A 25747-nucleotide genomic window follows, 5' to 3' on the forward strand; every position below is an offset into this window, starting at 1 on the left:
AGCTCCTCATAGACGTAATCAGCGCTGCCTCTATTACAGAGCATGAGTATGATAAATCCGTCGGCTTTTCTACAGACTATGGTGGAGGAGATGCCGCACATCTTCTTCATCTATCAGGTGAATACCAGACAGGTGGTATACGCTACCCCCGCCTGTGAGCAGCTACTAGGGGTAGCACCCGCACAAGCCACCGAGCAACTGCCGGAGCTACTGAGTCGGCTGCACCCCGACGACCAACCCTATCTAGCTCGGTGCTGGAACCTGTGGGTGCGCGGACATTTGCACGACGAACTGCAATTTCGCGTGCGCCGCGCTGACGCGCCTGATCAGTGGCAGATGCTGGTCCTGAACCCGCATAGCCAACAACATGCGGAGGATGGAATACTGCTTGGCGGCTTCCTGCGAGATGTTACGACGGAGCAGGATATCTTGGAAAACGCGCACAAGTTCAACGCCAAGAAAAACGCCACACTGGAAATTCTTTCGCATGATTTGGCGGGGCCTTTGGCGCTGGCACAGCAAATCAGCGAAGCGATGCAAGCACAGGTGCTACCCCTGGGCGACGCCAAACTCACGGAGGCGCTGGGCATTATGCAGACGATCAGCCAAGACAGCGTGAACCTTATCCGCGACTTCGTGGATAACGAGTTTATGACTTCTGCCAATGTGGATTTGAAGCTGGACCGGGTAGACTTGGTGTGGCGTTTGAACCTGACAATGGAAGAATATCAGCGCTCGGAGGCACAGCTCAACAAGCAGTTTATCTTCCTGCCCGCTTCGGCCCCCATCTACGTCAACCTCGACGAAAATAAGTTTCTGCAAGTGCTGAACAATCTGATCAGCAATGCCATTAAGTTTACGCACGATGGTGGTCATATCACCGTACGTGTAGAGCAGCAGCAGGGCCAGGTACTCCTAACGGTGCAGGACGACGGCATTGGCATTGCGCCGGAATTACAGCCAGTGCTGTTTGAGCGCTTTACTAAGGCGCGCCGGCAGGGGTTGCGGGGCGAGAAAACCACGGGCCTGGGCATGTCTATCATTAAAACGATTGTAGAGCTGCACCGCGGCCAAATCTGGTTGGAAAGCGCCGAAAACCAGGGCACCACGTTCTACATCACGCTTCCCGCGTCTGATTTTTAACGTTGTGGTCGGTACTATTTTTAGGTGTTCCTACTGTGGAGCAACAGTCAAAATCTGGGTGGTTTATGAGGACGGAGTGCGCAGGTAGGTAAGCTGCGCACTAGCAACTCGGAGGCTTGGGAAGCCGTTTTTGAGGTTGATTACGGCCTACACTACGGCCGTTGACCTTCCCAACCAAACCCTGATGGAAAACAAACCAACCTCCCTACCCCCGCAGGCCCAGGACCAACAGCCCGGCCTGGAAACCGAAATGACTCCGCAGCCGGAATACATCCGTGCTAACTACAAAGGCAGCGAAAAACTACAAGATAAAGTAGCCCTGATTACGGGGGGCGACTCCGGTATTGGCCGGGCTGTGGCCATCCATTTTGCCCGCGAAGGCGCCGACGTGGCCATCACCTATAAGCCCGAAGAAGAGCAGGATGCCTACGACACGCGCCAGCTGGTAGAAGCCGAAGGCCGCCGCTGCCTCACACTGGCCGGCGACCTGCGCGACAAGCAATTCTGCGAAGACATTGTGCAGCGCACCATCGATGAGCTGGGCAAGCTGAACATTGTGATCAGCAACGCCGCCGAGCAGTTTGTGAGTACAGATGTATCGGAACTGCCCAACGAGCAATTCGAGGACACCTTCAAGGTGAATTTCTTCCCGATGGTATACGTGGTGAAAGCCGCCTTGCCGCACCTGCACGAAGGCGACTCCATTATTGCTACTTCCTCGATAAACGCCTATAAAGGCAATGAGCAACTAGTGGATTACACCTCCACTAAAGGTGCCATTACAGCCTACATTCGCTCCATTTCGCAGCAACTGGCCGATAAGAAAATACGCGCCAACACCGTAGCGCCCGGCCCCATCTGGACTCCACTGATTCCAGCCAGTTTCCCACCCGATAAAGTGGCCAAGTTTGGGCAGGACACTACTATGAAGCGCCCTGGACAGCCTTCGGAAGTAGCTCCAGCCTACGTATTCCTGGCCTCGGAAGACTCCTCGTATATCACGGGGCAGGCCATCCATCCCAATGGAGGCTCAGTGTTAAATACCTAAGCAGTAGTCGTTGTATCTAACGATAATTGGGTGCAGTCAGGAGCCGTGTGCTACCAGACTGCACCCGATTGTTTTTAGCCCAGTCCCACGGCAATGCCCACCACCACGGCCACCACGCCCAGCGCCAGCAGCAGGAGGTAGAGGGGTAGGGCAAAGCGCCACCATGTATCAAAGCGCACCCCACAGGCGGCCACTATGGCCATCAGAGCGCCATTGGTGGGCGTAATCAGCTCGCACAGGCCGGCGCCGTATTGGTAGGCCAGCACCGTTACCTGCCGGGGTAGGCCCAGCAAATCGGAAAGGGGCGTGAGGATGGGCATGGTAAGTACCGCCTGCCCGCTCACCGAGGGCACCGGTAGGTGCAGGGCCGTGTGCACGACCATCATGCCCACGGCCGAAAGCGTAACCGGCAGGTGCGCCAGCGGCGCCGAGAGGCTGTTGACGATGGTATCCACCACCTGTCCTTGCTCCAACACCACAAAAATGGCCCGCGCAAACCCAATCAGCAGCGCTGAGAAAGCTAGGTCGCGGAAGCCTGCAATGAAGGCCTCGGCGGTGCCATTGAGGCCCAGCCCGCCTAGCAGACCAGCGGCTACCCCCAGCCCAAAAAACAAAGCGCCCATTTGCTCAAACTCCCAGCCCAACCGCAGCACACCGTAGGTGAAAACGCCAAACGCACCCAGCAGCAGCGCCAGCACCAAGCCGTGCCGGCCGTGGCTGGTTTCGGTCAATGCGGCTTCTTCGGCGGCCACCTCCACCACGGGTTCCTGGCGGTGGCGCCGGGCAAAGCGCATGGTGCCGCCAATCCAAATCAGCAGTGCACCGGCCAGAAACACCAGCCGAAATCCGGCCCCAGATAGCAGCGGCAGTTGCGCCAGCTTTTGCGCAATACCCACCTGAAATGGATTAAGCGGGCTGAACGCGGCCCCCACGGCGGCGGCGCCCAGACTGACGGCTGCGGCCGTGATGGAGGGGTAGCCCAGGCGGCGCATCAGCACCAGCAAAACCGGCACCAGCGGAATGATTTCCTCCTGCATATTCTCGAGGGCGCCCATAGTCGCGAACAGCAGCGACACGATGGGAATAACCAGCGCCTCGCGTCCGCGCAGCCGCACCAAAAGCCAGTCTACCCCATGGCGCAGCGCGCCCGTCTGGTCCACTACTGTGAAGGCGCCGCCCGTCAGGAACACAAAGAAAATTACGCTGGCTGCGTCGGCCATTCCCTTCGGAATGTCCACAATTGCGGCCAGCGGATTGACCGGCGTAGACGGCACGTGGTGGTAGGAGCCCGGCACCACTACCTCCCTACCCGTAGCGGGGTCGGGCAGCCGGTCGAATACACCGGCCGGCAGTAGGTAGCTTAGTAGCAGAGCCAATAAAATAAAGCCAAGCAGCAGCACCAACGGATGCGGAAAACGGAGGTTTTTTTTCATGCCTGATGGCAACAAGGATGAAGTAAATAACAGAAAATCAACTGATAAGCGTCGGGGCAAAAAGCTGTTTCTTTACAGGAAATCAACTTCGCCGCTTTACAGAGGACATACAGCAAGGTCGGCACCCGGCGTTGAGTGGGAACCTGCCGTGGTAGTACCGTAGTTGCTGCTGTCATCGTCCTGCTTATGCAATTTACCGCTTTCAAGCTCCTGCCCCTTCCTCAACAAACTGCCTACCTGCTGCAGCATGGTCGCTTTTTGGCTATGCAGCAGCAGGATAGCTTTGAGCTGCAACTATTTGCCTGCCACGATTTTTATGCGGAAATGTGGCGGGTGCAGGGAGAAGAACGGGTCCTGTTTATTCACATTTTCCAGAATCAGGACTGTCTTTTCCATTATCTGGAAAAAATCATACTGCCGAGCATATAAAATCCGGAACAACTTAGGTAGCTTTGCTCATAAGGAAAACGAAAGGGTGCTATGTCGACTATCAACGAAGCAGAATACTGGAAAACGCGAAAGCAGGTGCGCGAGGATATTCTGTCCATTCGCAACGAATTACTGGATATAGTAGCCAGAAAGAGCGTTATCGAGCGTCGGCTGGAGCAGATGCAAAACGAGCTGGCGGTGCTCAACAGCGCCCTGCTCAACGAGGCGTACTACCTGCGTTTGGGCTACGCCGATTACGCTCTGGACGCCCCCAATATCTACGATACGCCCCTGATTGTGCACGCCGTACCGGTGCCATTTGGTTCATATCGGGACGTGAGCCTGGAGGGAGAACAGCCGGTTCAACTATTCGGCCATGAGCGTACCGTAGAAGGTTTTCAGCGCGTGGCCATGCCCGAAACCGTGCCCGAACTAGCCCACCACACCGGCCGCTACATCACCGATGCCCTCGGTAAAGTGCGCTACCTGCTCGACGACCGGGTGCTGGCGGCCCTGCTGCAACTGGATCCAGAGGCATTCCGCCGTATCACCCGCAAAGATGCTGAAGGGCAAATTCTGATTCAGGGTGAGTTCGGAATAGTACCATCTTACCAGGAGGTAGCACCCGGCCGCATCTACGTAGACGAAGCGGAGTACTACGGCGCCCTGGCCCGCTACTACACCGACATGTCGAAGCTGGCTGGCCTAAAGGGGCGCGAGCAACACACCGCCGCTTAGGCACCTGGGACCGGACTGGTTTCTGCATCACTCCGCTGGCTAGAACAATTATAGCAAACGCCCTCTGCCGCGCAGGTCTGGAGGGCGTTTTTGCGTTATCTTCCGGCTCTGATGCCAGCGGCATCTCAACCGGCCTACATCAGCCGCTACTATGCCAAAACGCTTTGTTCCGCTGCTGTTTGCGCTACTGAAATTTGCAGCGGGTTTTCTGCTGGGCAGCCCCGCCTACGACTTGCACCGCGACGAGTACCTCTACCTCGACCACGGCCGCCACCTGGCTTGGGGCTACTTGGAGGTGCCGCCCTTGCTAGCGGCCCAGGCCTGGCTGACGCACGCGCTAGGCGGTGGCTATTTCTGGGTGAAGTTCTGGCCCTTTCTATGGGGCGCCCTCACGGTGTACCTGGTGTGCCGGCTGGCGCAGCGGCTCGGGGGCGGCTGGTTTGCGGCGGCACTGGCCGGCAGTTGCTACCTGGCCACAGCCTACACCCGCCTGAACTTCCTGTTTCAGCCCAACTCGTTTGAGGTGGTGGCATTTACGGCCTGCCTCTACTGGCTGGTGGTGTATTGGCAACCCGAGCGCTCACAGTATTTGTACTACGTGGGGGTAGGGGTAGGGCTGAGCTTGCTGAACAAGTACACCACGTTCTTCTTTGTAGCGGCGCTGGTGGGCGCGTTGCTCCTCACGCCACAACGCCGCCTGCTTCTTAACCGGCACGCGTGGGCGGCAGCCGGGGTAGCACTGCTGTTGTGGCTGCCCAATCTGCTCTGGCAGCTACGCCACGGCATTCCATTTCTGCATCACATGCGCGAGCTGCACGACACCCAACTGGTGCACATGTCGGCCGCCGATTTCTGGAAAGAGCAGTTGGTGATGTGCCTGCCCGCCTTGTGGGTGTGGGTGCCGGGGCTGCTGGCGCTGCTGCTGTACCCGCCGTTTCGGCCCTACCGCGCTGTGGGGCTCACCAGTGTGTTGGGCTTGCTACTGCTCACGGTGCTACACGGCAAGGGCTACTACGCACTGGGCTACTACCCGGTGCTGTTCGGCTTCGGGGCGGTGCTGTGGGCGCGGTGGCTGGCGCGGTTTCGCTACCACCGTTACGTGCAGCCGGTGCTGGTGGCACTACCGGTGCTAATTACGCTGCCCGTACTGCCACTGCTGTATCCACTCTACGCGCCTGCTCCAATGCAGGCCATCAGTGCCCGGTACAGCGGCCTGGGCGTGACGCGCTGGGAAGACGGCCGCCAGCACGCCCTACCCCAAGACTACGCCGATATGCTGGGCTGGCGCGAGCTAGCCGATAAAACCTGGCAAGCCTACCAAGCCTTGCCCGCCGCTACGCGCGCCCGCACGCTCATCAAATGCAGCAACTATGGCCAGGCCGGCGCTATCAATTACTACAACCGGCACCGCAACATGCCGCCGGCGCAGAGCTTCAATGGCAGCTACCTGTTTTGGTTTCCGCAGCAGTTGCAGGGCTATCAATACATCATCAATATCGACGACGAGCCCGACGACCTGACGGCGTATTTCACCAGTTACCAGCGCGTGGCGGCCGTGCAGAATCCATATGCCCGCGAGCAGGGTACCGCTATTATGGTAGGTGCTGACCCTACCCCAGTCTTGCTGACGCGGGTGAGGCAGGAGCATCAAGCGGCACTCGAAGTCTGGGAAGGTGCTACGGTCAAATAAGGAAGTAGCCAACGGTGCGGGTAGCAGGTGGTTTTTGATAAAAAAGCAAACTTGTTTTAGCCTTTAGACATTGTATTTTACTTATTTGTTATTGATTGAAAGTCAAATGAATAGCTTTTTTATTCTCTGATTTAGAAATAGTAGCGCTCTACCCGTTCTGCTTTTTGGGTGGCAGGGAGGTCTGCTAGTTTTGGTATAATGAAGGACGGCAACTAGCCTGCTGGCTTTGCTCCAACGCTTTCACCATTCTCATCATCTGCCCTTGTTATGCGCGTTGTCCTGGTCATTATTCACAGCCTGTGGGGCTACTAGGAACCGCTACTTATTGCTGCGCATAAGAAGCCTTTCTAAGCCCCGCTCAGAAGGGCTTTTTGTTGACGAGCTTTCTTACCTGACACCTACCTATGTACTTCACCGCCGACACCGTTGTTTTTCTGGATGGCCAGTTTATCCCGGCCACGCAGGCGCAGTGCAGTCTTTATGTGCCGAGCCTGCACTACGGCCACGCCGTATTTGAGGGCATTCGGGCCTACCAAACGGCCAACGGGCCACGTGTTTTCAAGGCCAAAGAGCACTACGAGCGCCTGCAGTATTCCTGCCGCGCTATTCACATGCCGCTGGCCTACTCGGTAGAGGAGCTGACAGCCCTTACCTACGAACTGCTCGAAAAAAACAACCTCACCAACGCCTACATCCGGCCGCTGGTGTACGCCGCCGAGCCTAGCATGGGCATCAAAACGCCTGCTACCAGCAGCCTGTTTTTAGCGGCTTGGGAGTGGGACAAGTACCTCGGCGACCAGCTGATGCGCCTCACCATCTCGCCCTATGAGCGGCCCAACCCCAAGGCCGTGCCCATTGAGGCCAAGGTGAGCGGGCACTATGCCAACTCCATCATTGCCAGCCACGAAGCCAAGAGCCGCGGCTACGACGAAGCTCTGCTGCTCGATATGAACGGCTACGTGGCCGAGGGGCCCGGCTCCAACTTTTTCTATGAGTGGGACGGCGCCCTTTACACTGCCCCGGCCGGCAACATCCTGCAAGGCATCACCCGCAACACCATCATCGGGTTGGCGCGCGACATGGGTATTCCGGTGTTCGAGGAGTTCTTCACACCCGAAACCCTGCATCACGCTACTGGCGCCTTCCTCACCGGCACCGCCGCCGAGGTAGTGGGCGTGGCTTCCATCGACGACCACGTGTTCGAAACGCCTTACGAGGAAACAATTGGCGCCAAGCTGGCCGCTGCCTATGCAGCTCTGGTGCGCGAGAAGGTAGGGGCGCGTACTACACACCCAGTTGCCGAACGCTCTGCCTAATACATTCTACCAACGACAAAAGGACGCATGCAGCGCCCCTACACAACCGCATGATTCTCAATAAATACAGCCGCATCTACACTCAAGACGACAGCTTGCCGGCCTCCCAGGCCATGCTCATCGGCTCGGGCCTCTCGGATGCGGATTTGCGCAAACCGTTTGTGGGCATTTGCTCCACGGGTTTCGAAGGCAATACCTGCAACATGCACCTCAACGGCCTGGCCGACGAGGTGAAGCGTGGCGTAGCGGCGCAAGGGCTGGTAGGGTTGCGCTTCAACACTATTGGGGTAAGCGACGGCATCACGAACGGCAACGCTGGTATGCGCTTTTCTCTGGTTTCCAGAGAGATTATTGCCGATTCGATTGAAGCGATGGCGGGCGCACACTACTATGATGCGCTGGCAACAGTGGTAGGTTGCGACAAGAACATGCCCGGCGCGCTGATTGCCATGGCGCGGCTTAACCGGCCCTCGCTGATGGTGTACGGTGGTACTATCCGGGGCGGCGAGTTCAAGGGGCAGCAGCTCAACATTGTGTCGTGCTTCGAGGCGTATGGCAAGAAGGTAAACGGACAGATTTCGGACGAGGACTACCGCGGCATTATCCACAACGCCTGCCCCGGTCCCGGTGCGTGCGGCGGTATGTACACAGCTAATACTATGGCGGCGGCCATCGAAACGCTGGGCATGTCGGTTCCGGCATCATCGTCCCTACCCGCCGATAGCGCGGCCAAAACCCAGGAGTGCCTCGACACGGGCGCCTACCTGCGCCGCCTGTTGGAGCTAGACCTCAAACCCCGCGACATTCTGACGCGCGAAGCGTTTGAGAATGCGCTGGTGGTGGTGACGGTGCTGGGCGGCTCCACTAACGCTGTGCTGCACCTCATTGCCATTGCTCACGCCGCGGGCGTGCACCTTACCATGGAGGACTTCCAGGCCGTGAGCAACCGCGTACCGGTGCTGGCCGACCTCAAGCCCAGCGGCAAGTACCTGATGGAAGACCTATCGAAAATCGGAGGGGTGCCCGCCGTGCAGCGCACCCTGCTCGACCACGGCCTACTCAACGGCGACCTGATGACCGTGACCGGCCGCACCCTAGCCGAAAACCTGGCTGATGTGCAGCCCCTCGGCGCCGAGCAAGACCTGTTGCGTCCGCTCAGCAACCCCATCAAAGCCGACGGCCATATCCAGATGCTGTATGGCAACCTGGCTACCAAGGGTAGCGTGGCCAAAATCAGTGGTAAAGAAGGGCTGCGGTTTGAAGGTCCGGCCATTGTGTTCAACTCGGAAGAAGAACTGAACCAGGGCATCACCGAACACAAAATCAAAGCTGGTCAGGTGGTCGTGATTCGCTATGTAGGGCCGAAAGGCGGCCCCGGCATGCCGGAAATGCTGAAGCCTACCTCCGCCATCATGGGCGCCGGCTTGGGCGACAAAGTGGCGCTGATTACGGACGGCCGCTTCTCGGGTGGCACGCACGGCTTCGTCATCGGTCACGTGTGCCCCGAAGCCTACGACGGCGGCGGCCTGGCCCTGGTGCAAGACGGCGACTGGATCGTCCTCGATGCCACCAAAAACACCATCAACGTGCAGCTTTCCGACGAAGATCTGGCCCAACGCCGCGCCGCCTGGCAGCGCCCTCCGCTGCCCGTACGCCAGGGGGTGCTACTGAAGTACATCCGCACCGTGAGCGACGCCAGCCACGGCTGTATCACCGATTTATTCGAAGAAGACCAGACGGGAGCACCTTATCCCCCGGCCCCCTCTGTTCAGGAAAGGGGGAACCTAACGACTTCCAACGCCTGATTGCAATTACTCTGTAAGTAATGTCTATCCATGCCGCCTCGGCTTCCCCTCCACGAGGAGAGGGGGCCAAGGGGTGAGGTGCCCGCCAGAACGATACGACTATGCAAACCCAACCCGCAACCGCTCCCGCTACCATCGCCCCCGAAACCACGCCTACCTCTGGCGCGGTAGCCACGCTGCAAGCCTTGATAGCCGAGGGCGTGGACACGATTTTCGGCTACCCCGGCGGCGCTATCATCCCTATTTACGACGCGCTTTACGACTTTAAGGAGCAGCTGCACCACGTGCTGGTGCGCCACGAACAGGGCGGCATCCATGCGGCCCAGGGCTACGCGCGGTCGTCGGGTAGGGTAGGGGTGGTGTTTGCCACTAGCGGCCCTGGTGCTACTAATTTGGTAACAGGATTGGCTGACGCCCAGATTGATAGCACGCCGTTGGTGTGCATCACGGGGCAGGTGTTTGCCAGCTTGTTGGGGACTGATGCGTTTCAGGAAACCGATATCATCAATATCACGACGCCCGTTACGAAGTGGAACTACCAGATAACGGACGCCACCGAAATTCCGGAGGTGCTGGCTAAGGCGTTCTACATTGCCCGCAGCGGCCGGCCCGGCCCGGTGCTCATCGATATTACCAAGAACGCCCAGATTCAACGGTTCGATTTTACAGGCTATACGCCGTGCCAGCACATTCGCAGCTACCGGCCCAAGCCCATCGTGCGCAACGAATACGTGGAGCAAGCGGCCGCGCTGATTAATCAGGCCAAAAAGCCCTTTATCATTTGGGGGCAGGGCGTGATGCTGGGCGGGGCCGAGCAGGAATTCAAAACGTTTGTGGAGAAAAGCGGCATTCCGGCCGCCTGGACCATCCTGGGTGTAGACGCCCTACCCACCGACCACCCGCTGAACGTGGGCATGCTGGGCATGCACGGCAACTACGGCCCCAACGTCCTCACCAACGAGTGCGACGTGCTGATTGCCATTGGGATGCGCTTCGATGACCGCGTGACCGGTCGCCTCGACAAGTATGCCAAGCAGGCCCAGATCATCCACCTCGACATCGACCCCACAGAAATTGGCAAAAACGTGCCCACGGCCGTGCCGGTGTGGGGCGACTGTAAGGAAACCCTACCCTTGCTCACGGCCCTGATAGAAGAGAAGCAGCACACGGCCTGGCGCCAGCACTTCGATGAGTTCCGGGACCAGGAGGTGGCGGCTGTTATTCAGAACGAGCTGTTCCCTACCTCCGAGGAGCTGACGATGGGCGAGGTAATTCAGCAGTTGAACGAGCTGACCAACGGCGACGCCATTATAGTAACCGACGTGGGCCAGCACCAGATGGTGGCCTGCCGCTACACCAAGTTCAACCAGAGCCGCAGCAACATCACCTCGGGCGGCCTGGGCACTATGGGCTTCTCCTTACCCGCTGCCATAGGGGCCAAGTTTGGGGCTCCCGACCGCACGGTGGTGGCTGTGATTGGCGACGGCGGCGTGCAGATGACGATTCAGGAACTGGGTACGATTATGCAAACCGGCGTCAACGTCAAGATCCTGATTCTCAACAACCAGTTTCTGGGTATGGTACGGCAGTGGCAGGAGCTGTTCAACGACCGTCGCTACTCCTTCGTGGATATTGCTAGCCCTGACTACGTGCAGGTAGCCAAGGGGTACTACATTGAAGGTCAGCGCGTTTCGGAGCGCGCAAACCTGCGCAACGCCCTGCGCACCATGCTGGAGCACGACGGCTCCTATCTGCTGGAGGTGATGGTTACGAAAGAGAACAACATTTTCCCGATGGTGCCACAGGGCTGCAGCGTGGCGGAAATCCGGTTAAAATAACTGCCGGCAACCCTTACAAGGGCTTCAAGCCCTGTCAGGGTTATGGACAGGAAAGAATCAGACGCATAATAACTCACCGCATGGAGCGCCAGGAATACAACATCACGGCCTACACCGAAAACCAGATTGGCTTGCTCAACCGCATTGCTATCATCTTCTCGCGTCGTAAAATCAACATCGAGAGCCTAAATACCTCGCCTTCGGAGATTGACGGCATCCACCGCTTCAACATCGTGATTGTGGAAACGGAGGAGGTGGTGCGCAAGATTGCGGGGCAGATCGAAAAGCAGGTGGAGGTACTGAAGGTGTACTACAACACCAACGAGGACGTGATTTGGCAGGAAATGGCCCTGTACAAAGTGCCTACCGACGTTATTGCCGAAAAGGCCCTGGTAGAGCGTCTGCTGCGCGAAAACGGCGCCCGCGCCGTGGTGATTCGCAAGGATTACACGGTGTTTGAAACCACCGGCCACCGCGAAGAGACCGATAACCTCATCAAGGTTTTGCAGCCCTACGGCCTGATTGAATTTGTGCGTTCAGCCCGCATTGCCATCATCAAAGACAGCGAAGGATTCAATAAGAAGCTGCGCGAGTTTGAGCAGCGCGAGCCGGGCTCGGAGGTAGTCGAAAACGAATACCTGAACAGCCGGGAAAAGGTCTTCACGATGTAGAGACACACCATGTTGTGTTTCTACCCCATACATCAACACTCAACATTCAACCCTTAACACTCAACATTTCACACATGGCAACCATCAACTTTGGCGGCGTCGACGAAACTGTAATCACCCGCGACGAATTTCCGCTGTTTAAAGCGCAGGAGTTCCTGAAAGACGAAACCATTGCCGTACTCGGCTACGGTGTGCAGGGTCCCGGCCAGGCCCTGAACCTGCGCGATAACGGCTTCAACGTGATTGTGGGTCAGCGTGAGGATTCGGCATCGTGGCAGAAGGCGGTGGAAGATGGCTGGGTGCCCGGCGAAACGCTGTTTGGGCTGGAAGAAGCCGCCGAGCGCGGTACTATTGTGTGCTACTTGCTCTCCGACGCTGGTCAGATTGCGCTGTGGCCTGCTATCAAGGAAAAATTGACGCCCGGCAAAACCCTCTATTTCTCGCACGGCTTCGGCGTAACCTTCAACGACCAAACCGGCATCGTACCACCCAAGGATATCGACGTGATTCTGGTAGCGCCCAAGGGTAGTGGCACCAGCCTGCGTCGCCTGTTTGTGGCCGGTGGCGGGTTGAACTCGTCGTTTGCTGTGTTCCAGGATGCTAGCGGTGAAGCTTTCACCAAGGCCACGGCCCTGGGCATCGGGGTAGGCTCGGGCTACCTGTTCCAGACCGACTTCAAGAAGGAAGTATACTCCGACCTCACCGGCGAGCGTGGCGTGCTGATGGGTGCTCTGGCTGGCATCATCGAGGCGCAATACCAGGTGCTGCGCCAGCGCGGCCACTCGCCCTCCGAGGCCTTCAACGAAACCGTAGAAGAGCTGACCCAGAGCCTGGTGCCGCTGGTAGGCGAAAACGGCATGGACTGGATGTTTGCCAACTGCTCCGTGACGGCCCAGCGTGGTGCCCTCGACTGGAAAGGCAAGTTCCGCGAAGCTACCCTGCCCGTACTCAACGAGCTGTATGACAGCGTGGCCTCGGGTGCCGAAGCCAAGCGCACCATCGAGCGCGGCTCTACCCCCGACTACCGCGAGAAGCTGCAAGAGGAGCTGAAAGAAGTACGCGAGTCGGAGCTGTGGCAAACCGGCGCCCGCGTGCGCGAGCTGCGCTCGAATACGACGAACGTAGAGGCGTAAGGAAACCAGAGGTAGAAGCTAGTTCCCCTCCTCAGCTAAGGAGGGGAACTAGCTTCTAATTCTAGTTTGAGAGTTATAGAAACCATGCAGTGGAACGCTGACACCTACAGCCAAAAGCACGCCTTTGTCTTTCATTACGGCGCGGGGCTGCTGGACTTGTTGGCCCCGAAGCCAGGGGAGCTGATCCTAGATCTGGGCTGTGGTTCCGGCGAGCTGACGCAGCGGATAGTCGCTGCGGACGCTGTGGTTATTGGATTGGATGCCTCGGCCAGCATGATTGCCAAAGCTCGCGAGCAGTTTCCTACCCTCGACTTTCGGGTAGGGGATGGGGCTAGCTTTGCGCTGCCGGAGCGCTTTGATGCCATCTTCTCCAATGCCGCGCTGCACTGGATGCCTGCTGCCGCTGCTGTTGTACAGCAAATGCAACAGCACCTGAAGCCGGGCGGCCGCCTCGTGGCGGAGTTTGGAGGCAAAGGCAACGTGGCGCAGATTACCAATGCGCTGTTGCGCCACCTGCACCAGCGCGGCCACACGCACATTCAAGCCGAGTGGTGGTACTTCCCCTCGCCCGGCCAGTACGCCACGCTGCTAGAGCAACACGGCTTCCGGGTGCAACTCGTGCAGCACTACGACCGGCCTACCCCACTTGCTGATCCAGAAACCGGCCTAACCGATTGGATTCAGCAGTTTGGCGCCAACTTCTTTGCGGGAGTAGGAGCCGAGGAGCAAGCCGATATCCTGGCGGCTGTCAATGATGAGTTGCGTCCGGTGCTGTTCCAGGACGGCCAATGGGTGGCTGACTACAAACGCCTGCGCGTGGTAGCGCAGAAATGACGCGGTTGTACTGGCGCGGGGCTATGCCCCGTGTTTACAATTCGCAGGCCTCTGGCCTGCCCGCCAGAACGATTTGCTTGTGCTAATGTTTGTGCCGAGCGGTGCAGACGGCAGCAGGCCAGAGGCCTGCGAATAGTAGACACGGGGCATAGCCCCGCGCCAGAAGCACCGACGCAGCCTGTGGGCCGCTATCTTTTATTATTGATTTCTCATGCAAGAACCTGCCACTTCCATCCCCGCTACGGTCGTCACCCTCGAACACGTACAGCAAGCGGCGCGCACGCTGGAAGGCGTGATTCTGAAGACACCGCTGCTGCAAAACTTGTGGCTCTCACGTACCTACGAAGCTGCGGTGTATCTGAAACGCGAAGATTTGCAGGTGGTGCGCTCCTACAAGATTCGGGGAGCCTACAACAAGATGGCGACGCTGCCGCCCGCGTCGGGGGGTAGGGAGGTGGTGTGTGCTTCGGCTGGCAACCATGCCCAGGGAGTGGCCCACGCCTGCCACCTTTTGGGCGTGCGCGGCTACATTTTCATGCCGGCCAACACGCCCGCTCAAAAGGTGGATAAGGTGCGGTTGTTTGGGAAAGACCAAGTAGAAGTTGTGCTCTGCGGCGCTACCTTCGACGATACCTACCACGAAGCCAAAGCCTTCTGTGACGCCCACGACTACACCTTTGTGCACCCGTTCGACGACCCGGCCATTGTGGCGGGCCAGGCAACGGTAGGGCTGGAGGTGTTGCAGCAAGCCACTTACTCCATCGACTACTGCTTTATGCCGATTGGTGGCGGCGGGTTGGCCTCGGGGGTAGGGAGCGTGTTTCGGCAGTTGAGTCCGCACACCAAGCTCATTGGTGTGCAGCCAGCCGGGGCGCCTTCCATGCACGATTCCATCAAAGTGCACCAGGAGCGGCGCGCTTTGGAAACCATCGAAAGCTTTGTGGATGGAGCAGCCGTGAAGTGCCCCGGTGAGCTAACCTTCCAACTCTGCCGCGAGCTGCTCGACGATGTGGTGCTGGTGCCCGAGGGTCAGGTGTGCGCCGACTTGCTGAAGATGTACAACGAGGAAGGCATCGTGCTGGAGCTTGCCGGCACGCTCAGCATCGCGGCCCTGCGCCAGTACGCCGATGAAATCCGCGGCAAAAACGTGGTGTGCATCATCAGCGGCTCCAACAACGATATCACCCGCATGGAGGATATCAAGGAGCGTGCGCTGCGCTTCCAGGGCCTCAAGCACTACTTCATGGTGACCTTCAACCAGCGCCCCGGCGCCCTGCGCACCTTCGTGAACAACGTGCTGCAACCCGAGCAAGACATCATTCACTTTCAGTACATCAAGAAAAACAACAAGGAAAAAGGTCCGGTCTTCGTGGGTATCGAGGTGAAGCAACCCGGTGACGAAGAGCTAATTAAGATCCGAATGGTGGAAGAAGGCTTCGGCTACGAATACCTTAACGGCAAACCCGATTTCCTGGCTTTGCTGGTGTAGGGGGAAGTTGCACGCGCCCGTAAAGAAACTAGCGCTATAGAACTAGCTCCCCTCCTTAAAAAGGGAGGGGAGCTAGTTCTATAGCGCTAGTTTTAGCATGGTTACCGTACTTTCGGCGGAAACAACGCCTGCTATGCTCTCCGCAAAACACCTGCTGCTACTGCTTCCTTTTTTGTCTACTCTCGGCCACGCGCAAGGGCCGGCCATTACCACTGGCGTTTCGCAGGAGCTGGCGCAGCACCGGACGCGGGTACTGCGGCAAGTGGCATACAAACTGCATTTCAACGTGCCGCCGCAGGTGACGGCGCCCATTCCGGCCACGGAGGAAATCACGTTTCAGCTGCTCGACAACGCGGCGCCGTTGCAACTCGATTTTAAGGAAAAGTCCGACCACGTGGGCCGCATTACCGTGAATGGTCAACCGCAGCCGCTGACGGTGCAGCAGGAGCACTTGGTCATTCCTGCGGCAGCTTTGCGGGTAGGGGAGAACCGCGTGGCCATCGAATTCACGGCTGGGAACTTGTCGCTGAACCGCAACCCGGAGTATCTCTACACGCTGCTCGTGCCCGACCGCGCCCGCACGGTTTTCCCGTGCTTCGATCAGCCCGATGTGAAGGCCGTGTTTCACCTCACGCTCACGGTGCCCACCGAGTGGCAGGCCGTGGCCAACGGGCCGGTGGCCGATTCGAGCAGGGTAGGGGCGCGGCAAACCTACCGCTTTCAGCCGTCCGATACCATCAGTACCTACCTGTTTGCCTTCGTGGCGGGTAAGTTCCGGCACACCGCGCGCCAGCCCGACGGTCGGCCCATGCACCTCTACTACCGCGAAACCGACCAAGAGAAAATCAGCCGGAGCCTGGGGCCGATTTTCGATATTCAGGCCGGAGCGCTGAAGTTCCTGACGGAATACACGCAGATTCCCTACCCCTTCCGCAAGTTCGATTTTGCGGCACTGCCCGATTTCCAGTACGGCGGCATGGAGCACGCAGGCGCCATCGACTACAAGGCCAGTACGCTATTTCTGGACGAAGGCGCCACCCGCGACCAGCTGAACGCCCGCGCCAACCTGCTGGCCCACGAAACGGCTCACATGTGGTTTGGCGATTTGGTGACCATGCGTTGGTTCGACGACGTGTGGACCAAAGAGGTATTTGCCAACTTCATGGCCGACAAAATCAGCGTCGTGACCCAGCCTGATGGCAATTTCGACCTGAAGTTTCTCACCGACCACTACCCCGCCGCCTACGCCGTGGACCGCACAGCCGGGGCAAATCCCATCCGGCAGCCGCTGGATAATTTGCAGGATGCCGGCTCGCTCTACGGCAACATCATCTACCACAAAGCGCCCATTATGATGCGCCAGTTGGAGCGGCTGATGGGTCAGGAGGCCTTCCGCGACGGCCTGCGCGCCTACCTCAAACGCTACGCCTACCACAACGCCACCTGGCCTGACCTCATCCATATCCTCGACGAGCGTACGCCCACCGACCTGCAAGCCTGGAACAAAGTATGGGTGAACGAGCCCGGCCGCCCGCAGTTCGACTACTGGCTACGCGTGCAAAACGGCAAGATCAAGCGCTTCAACATCGACCAAAAAGGCGAGGACGGCAGCCGCCGCGTGTGGCCGCAGCAGTTTGAGGTAGCCCTGGTGTACGCCGACCACGTGGAAGAACTGACCGTGGACATGCGCGCCGACAAGGTGCGTGTGCGCGAAGCGGAGGGCAAGCCCGCGCCGCGCTTTATCTTGTTCAACTCGTCGGGGCAGGGGTATGGGCTGTTTCCGGTAGATGCGCAAAGTATGCCCTACCTGGGGCAACTGCAAAGCCCGGTGATGCGTGCCGCCGCGTATATCAACCTCACAGAGAATATGTTGTCTGGCCGGGCTGTATCGCCCGCGCAGCTGCTGATGCTGGTGCGGCCGCTGCTGGCGCAGGAGTCGGAGGAACTGAACTTGAACCTATTGCTCGATCAGCTTACCACAGTGTTCTGGCGCTTCACGCCGCCGGCCCAGCGCCCTACCCTGGCCGCTACCCTGGAATCGGAGTTGTGGCAGGCCATGCAGCAGGTAGACGCCCCGAACAAGAAAAAGCAGTTGTTTAAGACCTATGCCAGCATTACCCTGAGCCAGGCCGCGCAGGACCGGCTGCACACTATCTGGCAAACCAAACAGCCGCCCGCTGGCGTGAAACTCTCCGAAGACGACTACACCGACCTGGCCGCCGCGCTGGCCCTGCGCGCCTACCCCGGCCACCAGCAAATCCTGCAAACCCAGCTTCAGCGCATTCAAAACCCCGACCGCCGCCTGCGCTTGCAGTATCTGTTGCCAGCGCTGTCGGATGATGTAGCCACGCGGGATGGCTTTTTTGCGGGCCTGGCCGAGGACAAGAACCGCCAAAAGGAAGCCTGGGTGCTCTCGGCGCTGGGCTACCTGCACCACCCGCTGCGCGCCGCTACCTCCGAAAAATACCTGCCGCAGAGCCTAGCGCTGCTCGAAGAAATTCAGCAAACTGGCGACATTTTCTTTCCGCAAAGCTGGCTGCAAGCTACGTTTCGTTGGTACCAAACGCCGACTGCGGCCGCCACTATTCGCAGCTTTTTGCAAGCGCATCCTACCTACAATCCGAAGCTGAAAGCGAAGGTGTTGCAGGCGGCCGACAACGTGTTTCGGGCTGAGAAGTTGATAGGCGAAAAAGGTAGTGCTGCGGCTGGTCAGTAACAGCCTTTTATGGATAGCTAATTTAGGGTTGTTTGCGCACATATACGGTGCGTTTGCGCGCACATTTTTGATTTTAGCAATACTTTATTGCAACGCTTCGCTATATTGGAAGCAAGTAGGTGAAATGTATAGATTTCGCTTCGCCACTTTTTGCCCGCAATTCAACCACCCTTCTCTATGAATCTATTTACCCGTACGCTGGCTCTGGCCTCTCTTTCTGTGCTTTGTGCCCGTGCCGGGCAAGCCCAGGAGCAAGGCGTCCACCAGCAATCCACGCTGTATGAAGCACCCACTGATCCGCTGGTGAAGAAAAAGCTGGACAAGTGGCAGGACCAGAAGTTTGGGTTGATTCTGCATTGGGGGTTGTACGCGGTGCCGGGCATTATTGAATCGTGGCAGCTATGCTCCGAGGATTGGGTGGAGCGCGACAGCACTGTGGCCTACAACGACTACAAAAAGTGGTACTGGGGCCTGAGCAAGGACTTCAATCCGGTGAACTTCAACCCCGAGCAATGGGCCAGCGTGGCCAAAAAAGCCGGCATGCGCTACCTGGTGTTCACCACCAAGCACCACGACGGGTTCAATATGTTCGACACCAAGCAGTCGGATTTCAAGATTACCAACGGCCCGTTCAAGGGCAACCCCAAGGCCAACGTGGCCAAGTACATTTTCGACGCCTTTCGGAAGCAGGACTTCATGATTGGAGCCTACTTCTCGAAGCCCGACTGGCATTCGCAGGACTTCTGGTGGTCGAAGTACGCCACGCCCAACCGCAACGTCAACTACGACATCAAGAAGTTTCCGTGGCGGTGGGATAAGTACAAGGAGTTCACCTACAATCAGATAAGTGAGCTGATGCACGACTACGGCGCCATGGATATTCTGTGGCTGGATGGCGGCTGGGTGCGCCCCCGCGAAACCGTAACCGACGAAGTACGGGCCTGGGGCGCCCCCATTCCGGAGTTCAGCCAGGAAGTAGATATGCCCCGCATTGCTACTATGGCCCGTCAGGCCCAGCCTGGCCTGCTGATGGTGGACCGCACCGTGCACGGTCCCTACGAGAACTACCAGACGCCCGAGCAGCGCGTGCCCGACCACAAGATTGACAACCCCTGGGAAAGCTGCCTCACACTGGCCAACAACTGGGGCTACGTGCCGAACGACAAGTACAAGTCGCCCACCAAAGTCATTCACTCCCTGGTAGAAGTGGTTGCCAAGGGCGGTAGCCTGCTGCTGGGGGTAGGCCCTAAGCCCGACGGTACGCTGGACAACGAAGCCGTGACGCGCCTTACGGCCATTGGCAAGTGGCTGGATGTGAACGGCGACGCCATCTACAGCACCCGCGCCACCGACCGCTACCAGGACGGTAGCACCTACTTTACGCAGGGCAAAAAAGGCACGCGCTACGCCATTGCCCTCCTGCCCGAAGACAAAGCGGCTCCCACCACCATCGCCTGGACCGGCAACACGCCCAAGAAGGGTAGCAAAATGACGCTGCTGCAAACCGGCAAATCGGTGAAATGGACGCGTACTGGCGACAAGGTAACGGTGGCCCTACCCAGCTCCCTTGCCAAGCAAGCGGGCACCTATCCCGCGCTGGCCTTTGCCTACGCGGCGGAGTAAACAACGATTCGCCTCACCCCCCGGCCCCTCTCAACAGGAGAGGGGAAGCCAGACGATGAACGGCTGAGTATTAAATTTTGAATAGTATTTCTGATTCAGTAACTCTTGATTTCCTCTCGGCTCCTCTGCTCCTTTCTCGGGGAGAGGACCGGGGGGTGAGGTGAATCGTCAGAACGCCCTGCCATGCCCCACCCCATGCTCCCCCGCTGCCTGCTCGTCCTCCTGCTGCTCGCCAGCCTGTCCACCCAGGCGCAGAAAAAGCACACGTTCGAGATAAAAAAGGGGCAGTTTCTGTACGACGGCAAGCCTACCCAGATTCACTCCGGGGAGATGCACTACGCCCGCGTGCCGCAGCCCTACTGGCGGCACCGGCTGAAGATGATGAAGGCGCTGGGACTGAACACGGTAGCTACCTACGTATTCTGGAACTACCACAACACCGCGCCCGGTGTGTGGGACTTCAAAACCGACAGCCGCAACGTGGCGCAGTTTATCAAAACGGCGCAACAGGAAGGCCTGTTTGTGATACTGCGGCCGGGGCCGTATGCCTGCGCCGAGTGGGAGTTTGGGGGCTACCCCTGGTGGTTGCAGAAGAATAAAGACCTGGTAATTCGGGCCAACAACCAGCCGTTTCTGGATTCGTGCCGGGTCTACATCAACAAGCTGGCCGCGCAGGTGAAGGGCTTGCAGGTGAGTAAAGGCGGCCCCATCATCATGACCCAGGTGGAGAATGAGTTTGGCTCGTACGTGGACCAGCGCAAGGATATTCCGCTGGAAGAGCACCGGAAGTACAACGCCGCCATCAAGCAGCAGCTGACCGAAGCCGGTTTTGAAGGACCGTTTTTTACCTCCGATGCGGCAGGGCTTTTTGAAGGCGGCGCCACGCCGGGCGCCCTACCCACCGCCAACGGCGAGGGCAACGTGGAGGCTCTGAAAACAGCTGTGAACCAGTACCACGGCGGCAAAGGCCCCTATATGGTGGCTGAGTACTACCCCGGCTGGCTCGACCATTGGGGTGAGCCGTTTGTGCGCGTGCCCACCGAGCAGGTGACCAAGCAGGTGGAAACCTACCTGAAAAACGGTGTCAACTTCAACTTTTACATGGTGCACGGCGGCACCAACTTTGGCTTCACCTCGGGCGCCAACTACAACAAAGAGCACGACATTCAGCCCGACATTACCAGCTACGACTACGACGCCCTCATCAGCGAGCCGGGTTGGGCTACGCCCAAATACACCGCTGTGCGGGCACTGATGCAGCAGTACGTGAAGTACCGCGTGCCGGCCGTGCCCGCCCCGCTGCCCGTAGTAACCATACCCGACATTATCCTGAACAAAACGGTGGAGTTGTTTGACCTGAAAAGCGGCATGCAGCCCATTGTAAGTGCCCAGCCACTATCGTTTGAGGAGTTGAACCAGGGCCACGGCTACGTGCTATACAGCCGGCGGTTTGCGCAGTCTGCCCGCGGCACGTTGCAGGTGCCCGGCCTGCGCGATTACGCCACCGTGTACGTGAATGGCAAACGGGTAGGGACGCTGAACCGCCAGCAGAATAAATACGAACTGGACGTGCAGATTCCGGCCAATGGTACGCTGGAATTGCTGGTTGAAAACATGGGCCGCATCAACTACGGCGCCGAGATTGTGCACAACACTAAAGGCATCATCGAGCCCGTGACGCTCGGTGGCGCGGCCCTTACCGGCGACTGGCAGATATACAAACTGCCCTTCGACAAGGTGCCCGACCTGACGCGCTACGCTACCAAAAACAAAGCCGGCCGTCCTACCCTCTACACGGCCAGCTTTGAGGTAAAGCAGCCCGGCGACACGTTTCTGGACATGCGCGGTTGGGGCAAGGGCATCGTGTTCGTGAACGGTCACCACCTGGGCCGCTACTGGAAGATAGGTCCTCAGCAAACCCTCTACGTACCCGGCTGCTGGCTCAAGAAAGGCCAGAACGAGGTGGTGATACTAGAGCAGCAAAACGACACGCCGCAGCAAGCCCTGAAAACCGTCGATAAGCCGATTCTGGATCAATTGCAGTCCGTGAAATCGGCAACCCGCCCTGCGCCGTAGAGACGCATCCTTGCGTGTGCCGTTGAATGCCCGCGTAGAAATCTGGACTCCTCACGTCTTGGCGTTGAACGTCCGGCGCCCGAATCGTTCAATGCCAAGACGCAGGGATGCGTCTTTACAGCGACCCGGCAAAATATCCTTTCTTACTTCTACCCCCCAACATGTTAAAACCCATTCTCTTCAGCCTCAGCTTATTTAGCGTAGTCCCGGCAGTTGCACAAAAACCTCTTTATAAAGACCGCAACGCCGCCACCGAAGCACGCGTGAAAGACCTGCTGGGACGCATGACGGTGGAGGAGAAGGTAGGCCAGCTGGGCACGCTGCTAGGCTGGGAGATGTACGAGAAGAACGGCCAGCGCGTGGGCACCAGCGCCGCCTACCGCAAGGCCATAGACGAGCGCCACATCGGTGCCCTGTGGGCCACCCTGCGCGCCGACCCCTGGACTCAGAAAACTCTGAAAACCGGCCTGAACCCGACCCTGGCCGCCGAGGCCACCAACGCCCTGCAAAAGTACACCGTGGAACGCACCCGCCTGGGCATTCCGCTGCTGCTGGCCGAAGAGTGCCCGCATGGCCACATGGCCATTGGCACCACGGTATTCCCTACCTCCATCGGGCAAAGCAGCACCTGGAACCCGGCCCTGATCCGGCAGATGGCGGCGGCCATTGCCACCGAGGCGCGGGCGCAGGGCGCCCATATTGGCTACGGGCCGGTGCTGGATTTAGCGCGGGAGCCGCGCTGGTCGCGGGTAGAAGAAACTTATGGCGAAGACCCCGTGCTCAATGGCCAGATGGGCGTGGCGATGGTGCAGGGCTTTCAGGGCGATAATTTGAAAAGCGGCGCCAACATCGTGTCCACGCTCAAGCACTTCACGGCCTACGGCGTGCCCGAGGGTGGCCACAACGGCGGCAGCATCAGCACTGGCCAGCGCGAGCTGTATCAGAGTTTCCTACCCCCATTTCGGGCGGCGGTGGGGGCGGGGGCCTTGTCGGTGATGGCGGCCTACAACTCCATCGACGGCGTGCCGTGCTCGGCCAACGAGTGGCTGCTGACCGATCTGCTGCGCCACCGCTGGGGCTTTCAGGGCTTTGTGGTGTCGGATTTGAATAGCGTAATAGGCGTGATGGGCAACCACCACGTGGCGGCCACACCCGCCGAGGCAATGGCAATGGCCCTCAACGCCGGCCTCGACAGCGACCTAAGCAGCTACGGCTACGACAAGGCCCTGCACGCGGCCATCGACCAAAAGCTGGTGTCGGCGGAGGTGCTGGACCGGGCCGTGAGCCGGGTGCTGCGCCTCAAGTTTGACATGGGCCTGTTTGAGAATCCGTACGTCGATGCCAAGAAGGCAGGCCGGCAGGTGAAAACACCCGCCCACGTGGCCCTGGCCCGTCAGGTAGCCCGCGAGTCCATTGTGCTGTTGAAAAACGAGCAGAACGCCCTACCCCTCAGCAAAACCCTGCAACGCATTGCCGTCATCGGCCCCAATGCCGACAACATGTACAACCAGCTAGGCGACTACACCGCACCCCAACCCGACGAAAACGTGGTGACGGTATTGGAAGGCATCCGGGCCAAAGTAGCCAAGGGCACGCAGGTCACCTATGTGCAAGGCTGCGCCATTCGCGACACCACCACGGCCGACATTGCAGCGGCTGTGGCGGCGGCCAAGCAGGCGCAGGTAGCCGTGGTGGTGCTGGGTGGCTCCAGCGCCCGCGACTTCAAAACCGAATACCAAAGCACCGGCGCCGCCACCGTGACGGCGGCCAAGAGCAATCAGCCCATCAGCGACATGGAAAGCGGCGAGGGCTACGACCGCGCTACGCTGGATTTGCTAGGCAAGCAGCTACAGCTGGTGCAGGCCGTGGCCGCTACCGGCACGCCGGTGGTGGTAGTGCTCATTAAGGGTAGGCCGCTGAACCTGAATTGGCTGGCGGCGCACGTGCCGGCTATGGTAGACGCGTGGTACCCCGGTCAGGAAGGCGGCAATGCCGTGGCCGACGTACTGTTTGGCGACTACAACCCCGCTGGCCGCCTACCCATCTCAGTACCGAAAAGCGTGGGTCAGCTGCCGGTGTACTACAACTTCAAAAGCCCCGCTAAGCACGACTATGTGGAGATGGACGCCAAGCCGCTCTATAGCTTCGGCCACGGCTTGAGCTACAGCACGTTTGCTTACTCCGGTCTGCAAGTAGCCTCCCCCGCGGAAAGCAATGGCGCCGTGCGCGTGCAGGTGCGTTGCACCGTGAAAAACACCAGCACCCGACCCGGCGACGAAGTGGTACAGCTTTATCTGAATGATAAAGTAAGCTCCACCGTCACGCCCGCTAAGCAGCTCAAGAAATTTCAGCGCATCACCTTAAAAGCTGGTGAGCAGCGGGAAGTAACCTTTGAGCTAACTGCCGAAGACCTGAAGCTACTGAACCCGAAGATGGAATGGGTGGTAGAGCCCGGCGCCTTCACCGTGATGGTAGGGGCCTCATCGGAGGATATCCGGTTGAAAGCTGATTTTGAAGTGAAGCAGCCCATTCGGCTGTCGGCCGCGCAGTAGATGGCGCCTACCGGTCGGACGTCGGAGGCGTCGGACCGGTAGGCGAATTGTGCGTAACGAATCAACTTAAAGTAGACCGGCTACAGCAACGACGAGATACAACATTTTGTGTCTCTATTTCAAGCTATGAAAAAGCACCTTCTTCTCGCCGCCATCTTGCTACCCCTATCCGTCTCGGCTCAGTCTAATTGGGTGAAGATGAAGGAAGAAGTGCTGTTTCCGGATCCACCGTTCCGGCAATGCCACGCCTCCACGCTGGTGGAGGTATCAGACGGTAAGCTGCTGGTATCCTGCTTTGGCGGCTCGGGTGAGGGGCAAAAGGACGTGGCTATCTGGCTGGCAACCATCGATAAGCAGGGCCAGGTGTCGAGACCAAAAAGCGTGGCGACGGGGGTAGTAAACGACACACTGCGCTACCCTACCTGGAATCCGGTGCTATTCAGGGAGCAGCAGGGCAAGCTGTTGCTATTCTATAAAGTAGGCCCCAACCCGCGCGAATGGTGGGGTATGGTGCAAACCTCGTCCGACGAGGGAAAGACCTGGACCACGGCGCGCCGCTTGCCGTCGGGTATTCTGGGGCCCATCAAAAACAAGCCTGTTCAGTTGGCCAACGGCACGATCCTGTCCCCATCCAGCGTGGAGGAAACGACGGACCGCTGGAAAGTGCACCTCGAAAAATCGACGGACCGCGGCCAGACCTGGCAGCGTATTCCCGTAGACACGGCCTCGGCGCTGGATGTTATTCAGCCCAGCATTTTGCGCTATTCCGGTGGCCGACTGCAGCTGCTGTGCCGCAGCAAGCAGGGTAGCGTGGTGCAGGCTTGGTCTACTGACAACGGCAATACCTGGGGCAAGCTGTCGAAAACCACCCTGTTGAATCCCAACTCTGGCACCGACGCCGTAACCCTGCGCGACGGCTCTCAGCTTATTGTCTACAACCCCGACGTGCCGGGCAAGGACTGGTTCAACGGCCGCGGCAAGCTGCGCGTGGCGCAGTCGCGGGATGGCCAGAAGTGGAACGACGTGGCCGTACTCGAAAACGGCGACAAAGAGGAATACAGCTACCCCGCCATCATCCAGACCCGCGACGGCCGCGTGCACATCACCTACACCTACGACCGCAAAAACATCAAGCACGTGGTGTTGCAGGGTGGAGGGAAATAGGTGGCAACTTTACTTTATAACTAGTAGAATGTCCTGCTGAGCTTATCGA

Annotated in this window: 18 protein-coding genes; 17 read left to right on the plus strand and 1 reads right to left on the minus strand. The window is 58.7% G+C overall.

Going from position 1 to position 25747, the window contains the following annotated elements; genetic code table 11:
• Nucleotides 1–48 precede the first annotated feature (48 nt).
• A complete protein-coding gene (locus tag MUN82_RS03025) occupies nucleotides 49–1143 on the plus strand; it encodes a PAS domain-containing sensor histidine kinase (RefSeq protein WP_245094880.1) in 1095 nt (364 codons plus the stop codon).
• Nucleotides 1144–1327: 184 nt separating this feature from the next.
• Nucleotides 1328–2191, plus strand: a complete 864-nt coding sequence (locus MUN82_RS03030; RefSeq protein ID WP_245094882.1) for an SDR family oxidoreductase — start codon at nucleotides 1328–1330, stop codon at nucleotides 2189–2191.
• 74 nt (nucleotides 2192–2265) lie between these two features.
• Here the strand turns inward: MUN82_RS03030 and MUN82_RS03035 are convergent, their stop codons facing one another.
• A complete protein-coding gene (locus tag MUN82_RS03035; RefSeq protein ID WP_245094884.1) occupies nucleotides 2266–3624 on the minus strand; it encodes a YfcC family protein in 1359 nt (452 codons plus the stop codon).
• 186 nt (nucleotides 3625–3810) lie between these two features.
• On the opposite strand from MUN82_RS03035, the gene MUN82_RS03040 reads away from it, so the two are divergent.
• The 15 genes from MUN82_RS03040 to MUN82_RS03110 all read left to right on the plus strand — a co-directional run bounded on the left by MUN82_RS03040 (nucleotide 3811) and on the right by MUN82_RS03110 (nucleotide 25698).
• Nucleotides 3811–4053 (plus strand): hypothetical protein, encoded by a 243-nt coding sequence (locus MUN82_RS03040; protein WP_245094886.1) that lies wholly within the window; start codon nucleotides 3811–3813, stop codon nucleotides 4051–4053.
• 51 nt (nucleotides 4054–4104) lie between these two features.
• The gene (locus MUN82_RS03045; RefSeq protein WP_245094888.1) at nucleotides 4105–4791 is read left to right on the plus strand and encodes a hypothetical protein; all 687 of its coding nucleotides are present in this window, start codon (nucleotides 4105–4107) and stop codon (nucleotides 4789–4791) included.
• A gap of 151 nt (nucleotides 4792–4942) precedes the next feature.
• A complete protein-coding gene (locus tag MUN82_RS03050; RefSeq protein WP_245094890.1) occupies nucleotides 4943–6481 on the plus strand; it encodes a glycosyltransferase family 39 protein in 1539 nt (512 codons plus the stop codon).
• Nucleotides 6482–6885: 404 nt separating this feature from the next.
• Nucleotides 6886–7797, plus strand: coding sequence for a branched-chain amino acid transaminase (locus tag MUN82_RS03055; RefSeq protein ID WP_245094892.1), 912 nt, complete (start codon nucleotides 6886–6888; stop codon nucleotides 7795–7797).
• A 50-nt stretch (nucleotides 7798–7847) separates the two neighbouring features.
• Entirely contained in the window at nucleotides 7848–9602 is a 1755-nt protein-coding gene (ilvD, locus tag MUN82_RS03060; RefSeq protein WP_245094894.1) for a dihydroxy-acid dehydratase, read from the plus strand.
• A 101-nt stretch (nucleotides 9603–9703) separates the two neighbouring features.
• Complete coding sequence (gene ilvB, locus MUN82_RS03065) at nucleotides 9704–11440, plus strand: biosynthetic-type acetolactate synthase large subunit (RefSeq protein WP_245094896.1); 1737 nt, start codon at nucleotides 9704–9706, stop codon at nucleotides 11438–11440.
• Nucleotides 11441–11520: 80 nt separating this feature from the next.
• The gene (gene ilvN, locus MUN82_RS03070; protein ID WP_245094898.1) at nucleotides 11521–12111 is read left to right on the plus strand and encodes an acetolactate synthase small subunit; all 591 of its coding nucleotides are present in this window, start codon (nucleotides 11521–11523) and stop codon (nucleotides 12109–12111) included.
• A gap of 74 nt (nucleotides 12112–12185) precedes the next feature.
• The gene (gene ilvC / locus MUN82_RS03075) at nucleotides 12186–13244 is read left to right on the plus strand and encodes a ketol-acid reductoisomerase (RefSeq protein ID WP_245094900.1); all 1059 of its coding nucleotides are present in this window, start codon (nucleotides 12186–12188) and stop codon (nucleotides 13242–13244) included.
• 84 nt (nucleotides 13245–13328) lie between these two features.
• Nucleotides 13329–14078, plus strand: a complete 750-nt coding sequence (locus tag MUN82_RS03080; RefSeq protein ID WP_245094902.1) for a class I SAM-dependent methyltransferase — start codon at nucleotides 13329–13331, stop codon at nucleotides 14076–14078.
• Between the two features lie 211 nt (nucleotides 14079–14289).
• The gene (ilvA, locus tag MUN82_RS03085; protein ID WP_245094904.1) at nucleotides 14290–15567 is read left to right on the plus strand and encodes a threonine ammonia-lyase IlvA; all 1278 of its coding nucleotides are present in this window, start codon (nucleotides 14290–14292) and stop codon (nucleotides 15565–15567) included.
• Between the two features lie 133 nt (nucleotides 15568–15700).
• Nucleotides 15701–18283, plus strand: coding sequence for a M1 family metallopeptidase (locus tag MUN82_RS03090; RefSeq protein ID WP_245094906.1), 2583 nt, complete (start codon nucleotides 15701–15703; stop codon nucleotides 18281–18283).
• A 177-nt stretch (nucleotides 18284–18460) separates the two neighbouring features.
• The gene (locus MUN82_RS03095; RefSeq protein ID WP_245094908.1) at nucleotides 18461–19906 is read left to right on the plus strand and encodes an alpha-L-fucosidase; all 1446 of its coding nucleotides are present in this window, start codon (nucleotides 18461–18463) and stop codon (nucleotides 19904–19906) included.
• A 195-nt stretch (nucleotides 19907–20101) separates the two neighbouring features.
• A complete protein-coding gene (locus MUN82_RS03100; protein ID WP_245094909.1) occupies nucleotides 20102–21982 on the plus strand; it encodes a beta-galactosidase in 1881 nt (626 codons plus the stop codon).
• A gap of 161 nt (nucleotides 21983–22143) precedes the next feature.
• Nucleotides 22144–24534 carry a glycoside hydrolase family 3 N-terminal domain-containing protein gene (locus MUN82_RS03105; RefSeq protein WP_245094911.1) on the plus strand — a complete coding sequence of 797 codons (2391 nt, stop codon included), beginning with the start codon at nucleotides 22144–22146 and terminating at the stop codon, nucleotides 24532–24534.
• 126 nt (nucleotides 24535–24660) lie between these two features.
• Complete coding sequence (locus tag MUN82_RS03110) at nucleotides 24661–25698, plus strand: sialidase family protein (protein WP_245094912.1); 1038 nt, start codon at nucleotides 24661–24663, stop codon at nucleotides 25696–25698.
• Nucleotides 25699–25747 lie beyond the last annotated feature (49 nt).

Origin of the sequence: Hymenobacter aerilatus (genome assembly GCF_022921095.1) — a bacterium.
Classification (GTDB): Bacteria; Bacteroidota; Bacteroidia; order Cytophagales; family Hymenobacteraceae; genus Hymenobacter; species Hymenobacter aerilatus.

Coding starts and splice junctions, on each gene's coding strand:
- MUN82_RS03025 (WP_245094880.1), top strand. CDS start 49: ATGATAAATCCGTCGGCTTTTCTACAGACTATGGTGGAGGAGATGCCG.
- ilvA (WP_245094904.1), top strand. CDS start 14,290: ATGCAAGAACCTGCCACTTCCATCCCCGCTACGGTCGTCACCCTCGAA.
- MUN82_RS03095 (WP_245094908.1), top strand. CDS start 18,461: ATGAATCTATTTACCCGTACGCTGGCTCTGGCCTCTCTTTCTGTGCTT.
- MUN82_RS03045 (WP_245094888.1), top strand. CDS start 4,105: ATGTCGACTATCAACGAAGCAGAATACTGGAAAACGCGAAAGCAGGTG.
- MUN82_RS03090 (WP_245094906.1), top strand. CDS start 15,701: ATGCTCTCCGCAAAACACCTGCTGCTACTGCTTCCTTTTTTGTCTACT.
- MUN82_RS03055 (WP_245094892.1), top strand. CDS start 6,886: ATGTACTTCACCGCCGACACCGTTGTTTTTCTGGATGGCCAGTTTATC.
- MUN82_RS03040 (WP_245094886.1), top strand. CDS start 3,811: ATGCAATTTACCGCTTTCAAGCTCCTGCCCCTTCCTCAACAAACTGCC.
- MUN82_RS03100 (WP_245094909.1), top strand. CDS start 20,102: ATGCTCCCCCGCTGCCTGCTCGTCCTCCTGCTGCTCGCCAGCCTGTCC.
- ilvD (WP_245094894.1), top strand. CDS start 7,848: ATGATTCTCAATAAATACAGCCGCATCTACACTCAAGACGACAGCTTG.
- MUN82_RS03035 (WP_245094884.1), bottom strand. CDS start 3,624: ATGAAAAAAAACCTCCGTTTTCCGCATCCGTTGGTGCTGCTGCTTGGC.
- MUN82_RS03030 (WP_245094882.1), top strand. CDS start 1,328: ATGGAAAACAAACCAACCTCCCTACCCCCGCAGGCCCAGGACCAACAG.
- MUN82_RS03050 (WP_245094890.1), top strand. CDS start 4,943: ATGCCAAAACGCTTTGTTCCGCTGCTGTTTGCGCTACTGAAATTTGCA.
- ilvC (WP_245094900.1), top strand. CDS start 12,186: ATGGCAACCATCAACTTTGGCGGCGTCGACGAAACTGTAATCACCCGC.
- MUN82_RS03105 (WP_245094911.1), top strand. CDS start 22,144: ATGTTAAAACCCATTCTCTTCAGCCTCAGCTTATTTAGCGTAGTCCCG.
- ilvN (WP_245094898.1), top strand. CDS start 11,521: ATGGAGCGCCAGGAATACAACATCACGGCCTACACCGAAAACCAGATT.
- MUN82_RS03080 (WP_245094902.1), top strand. CDS start 13,329: ATGCAGTGGAACGCTGACACCTACAGCCAAAAGCACGCCTTTGTCTTT.
- ilvB (WP_245094896.1), top strand. CDS start 9,704: ATGCAAACCCAACCCGCAACCGCTCCCGCTACCATCGCCCCCGAAACC.
- MUN82_RS03110 (WP_245094912.1), top strand. CDS start 24,661: ATGAAAAAGCACCTTCTTCTCGCCGCCATCTTGCTACCCCTATCCGTC.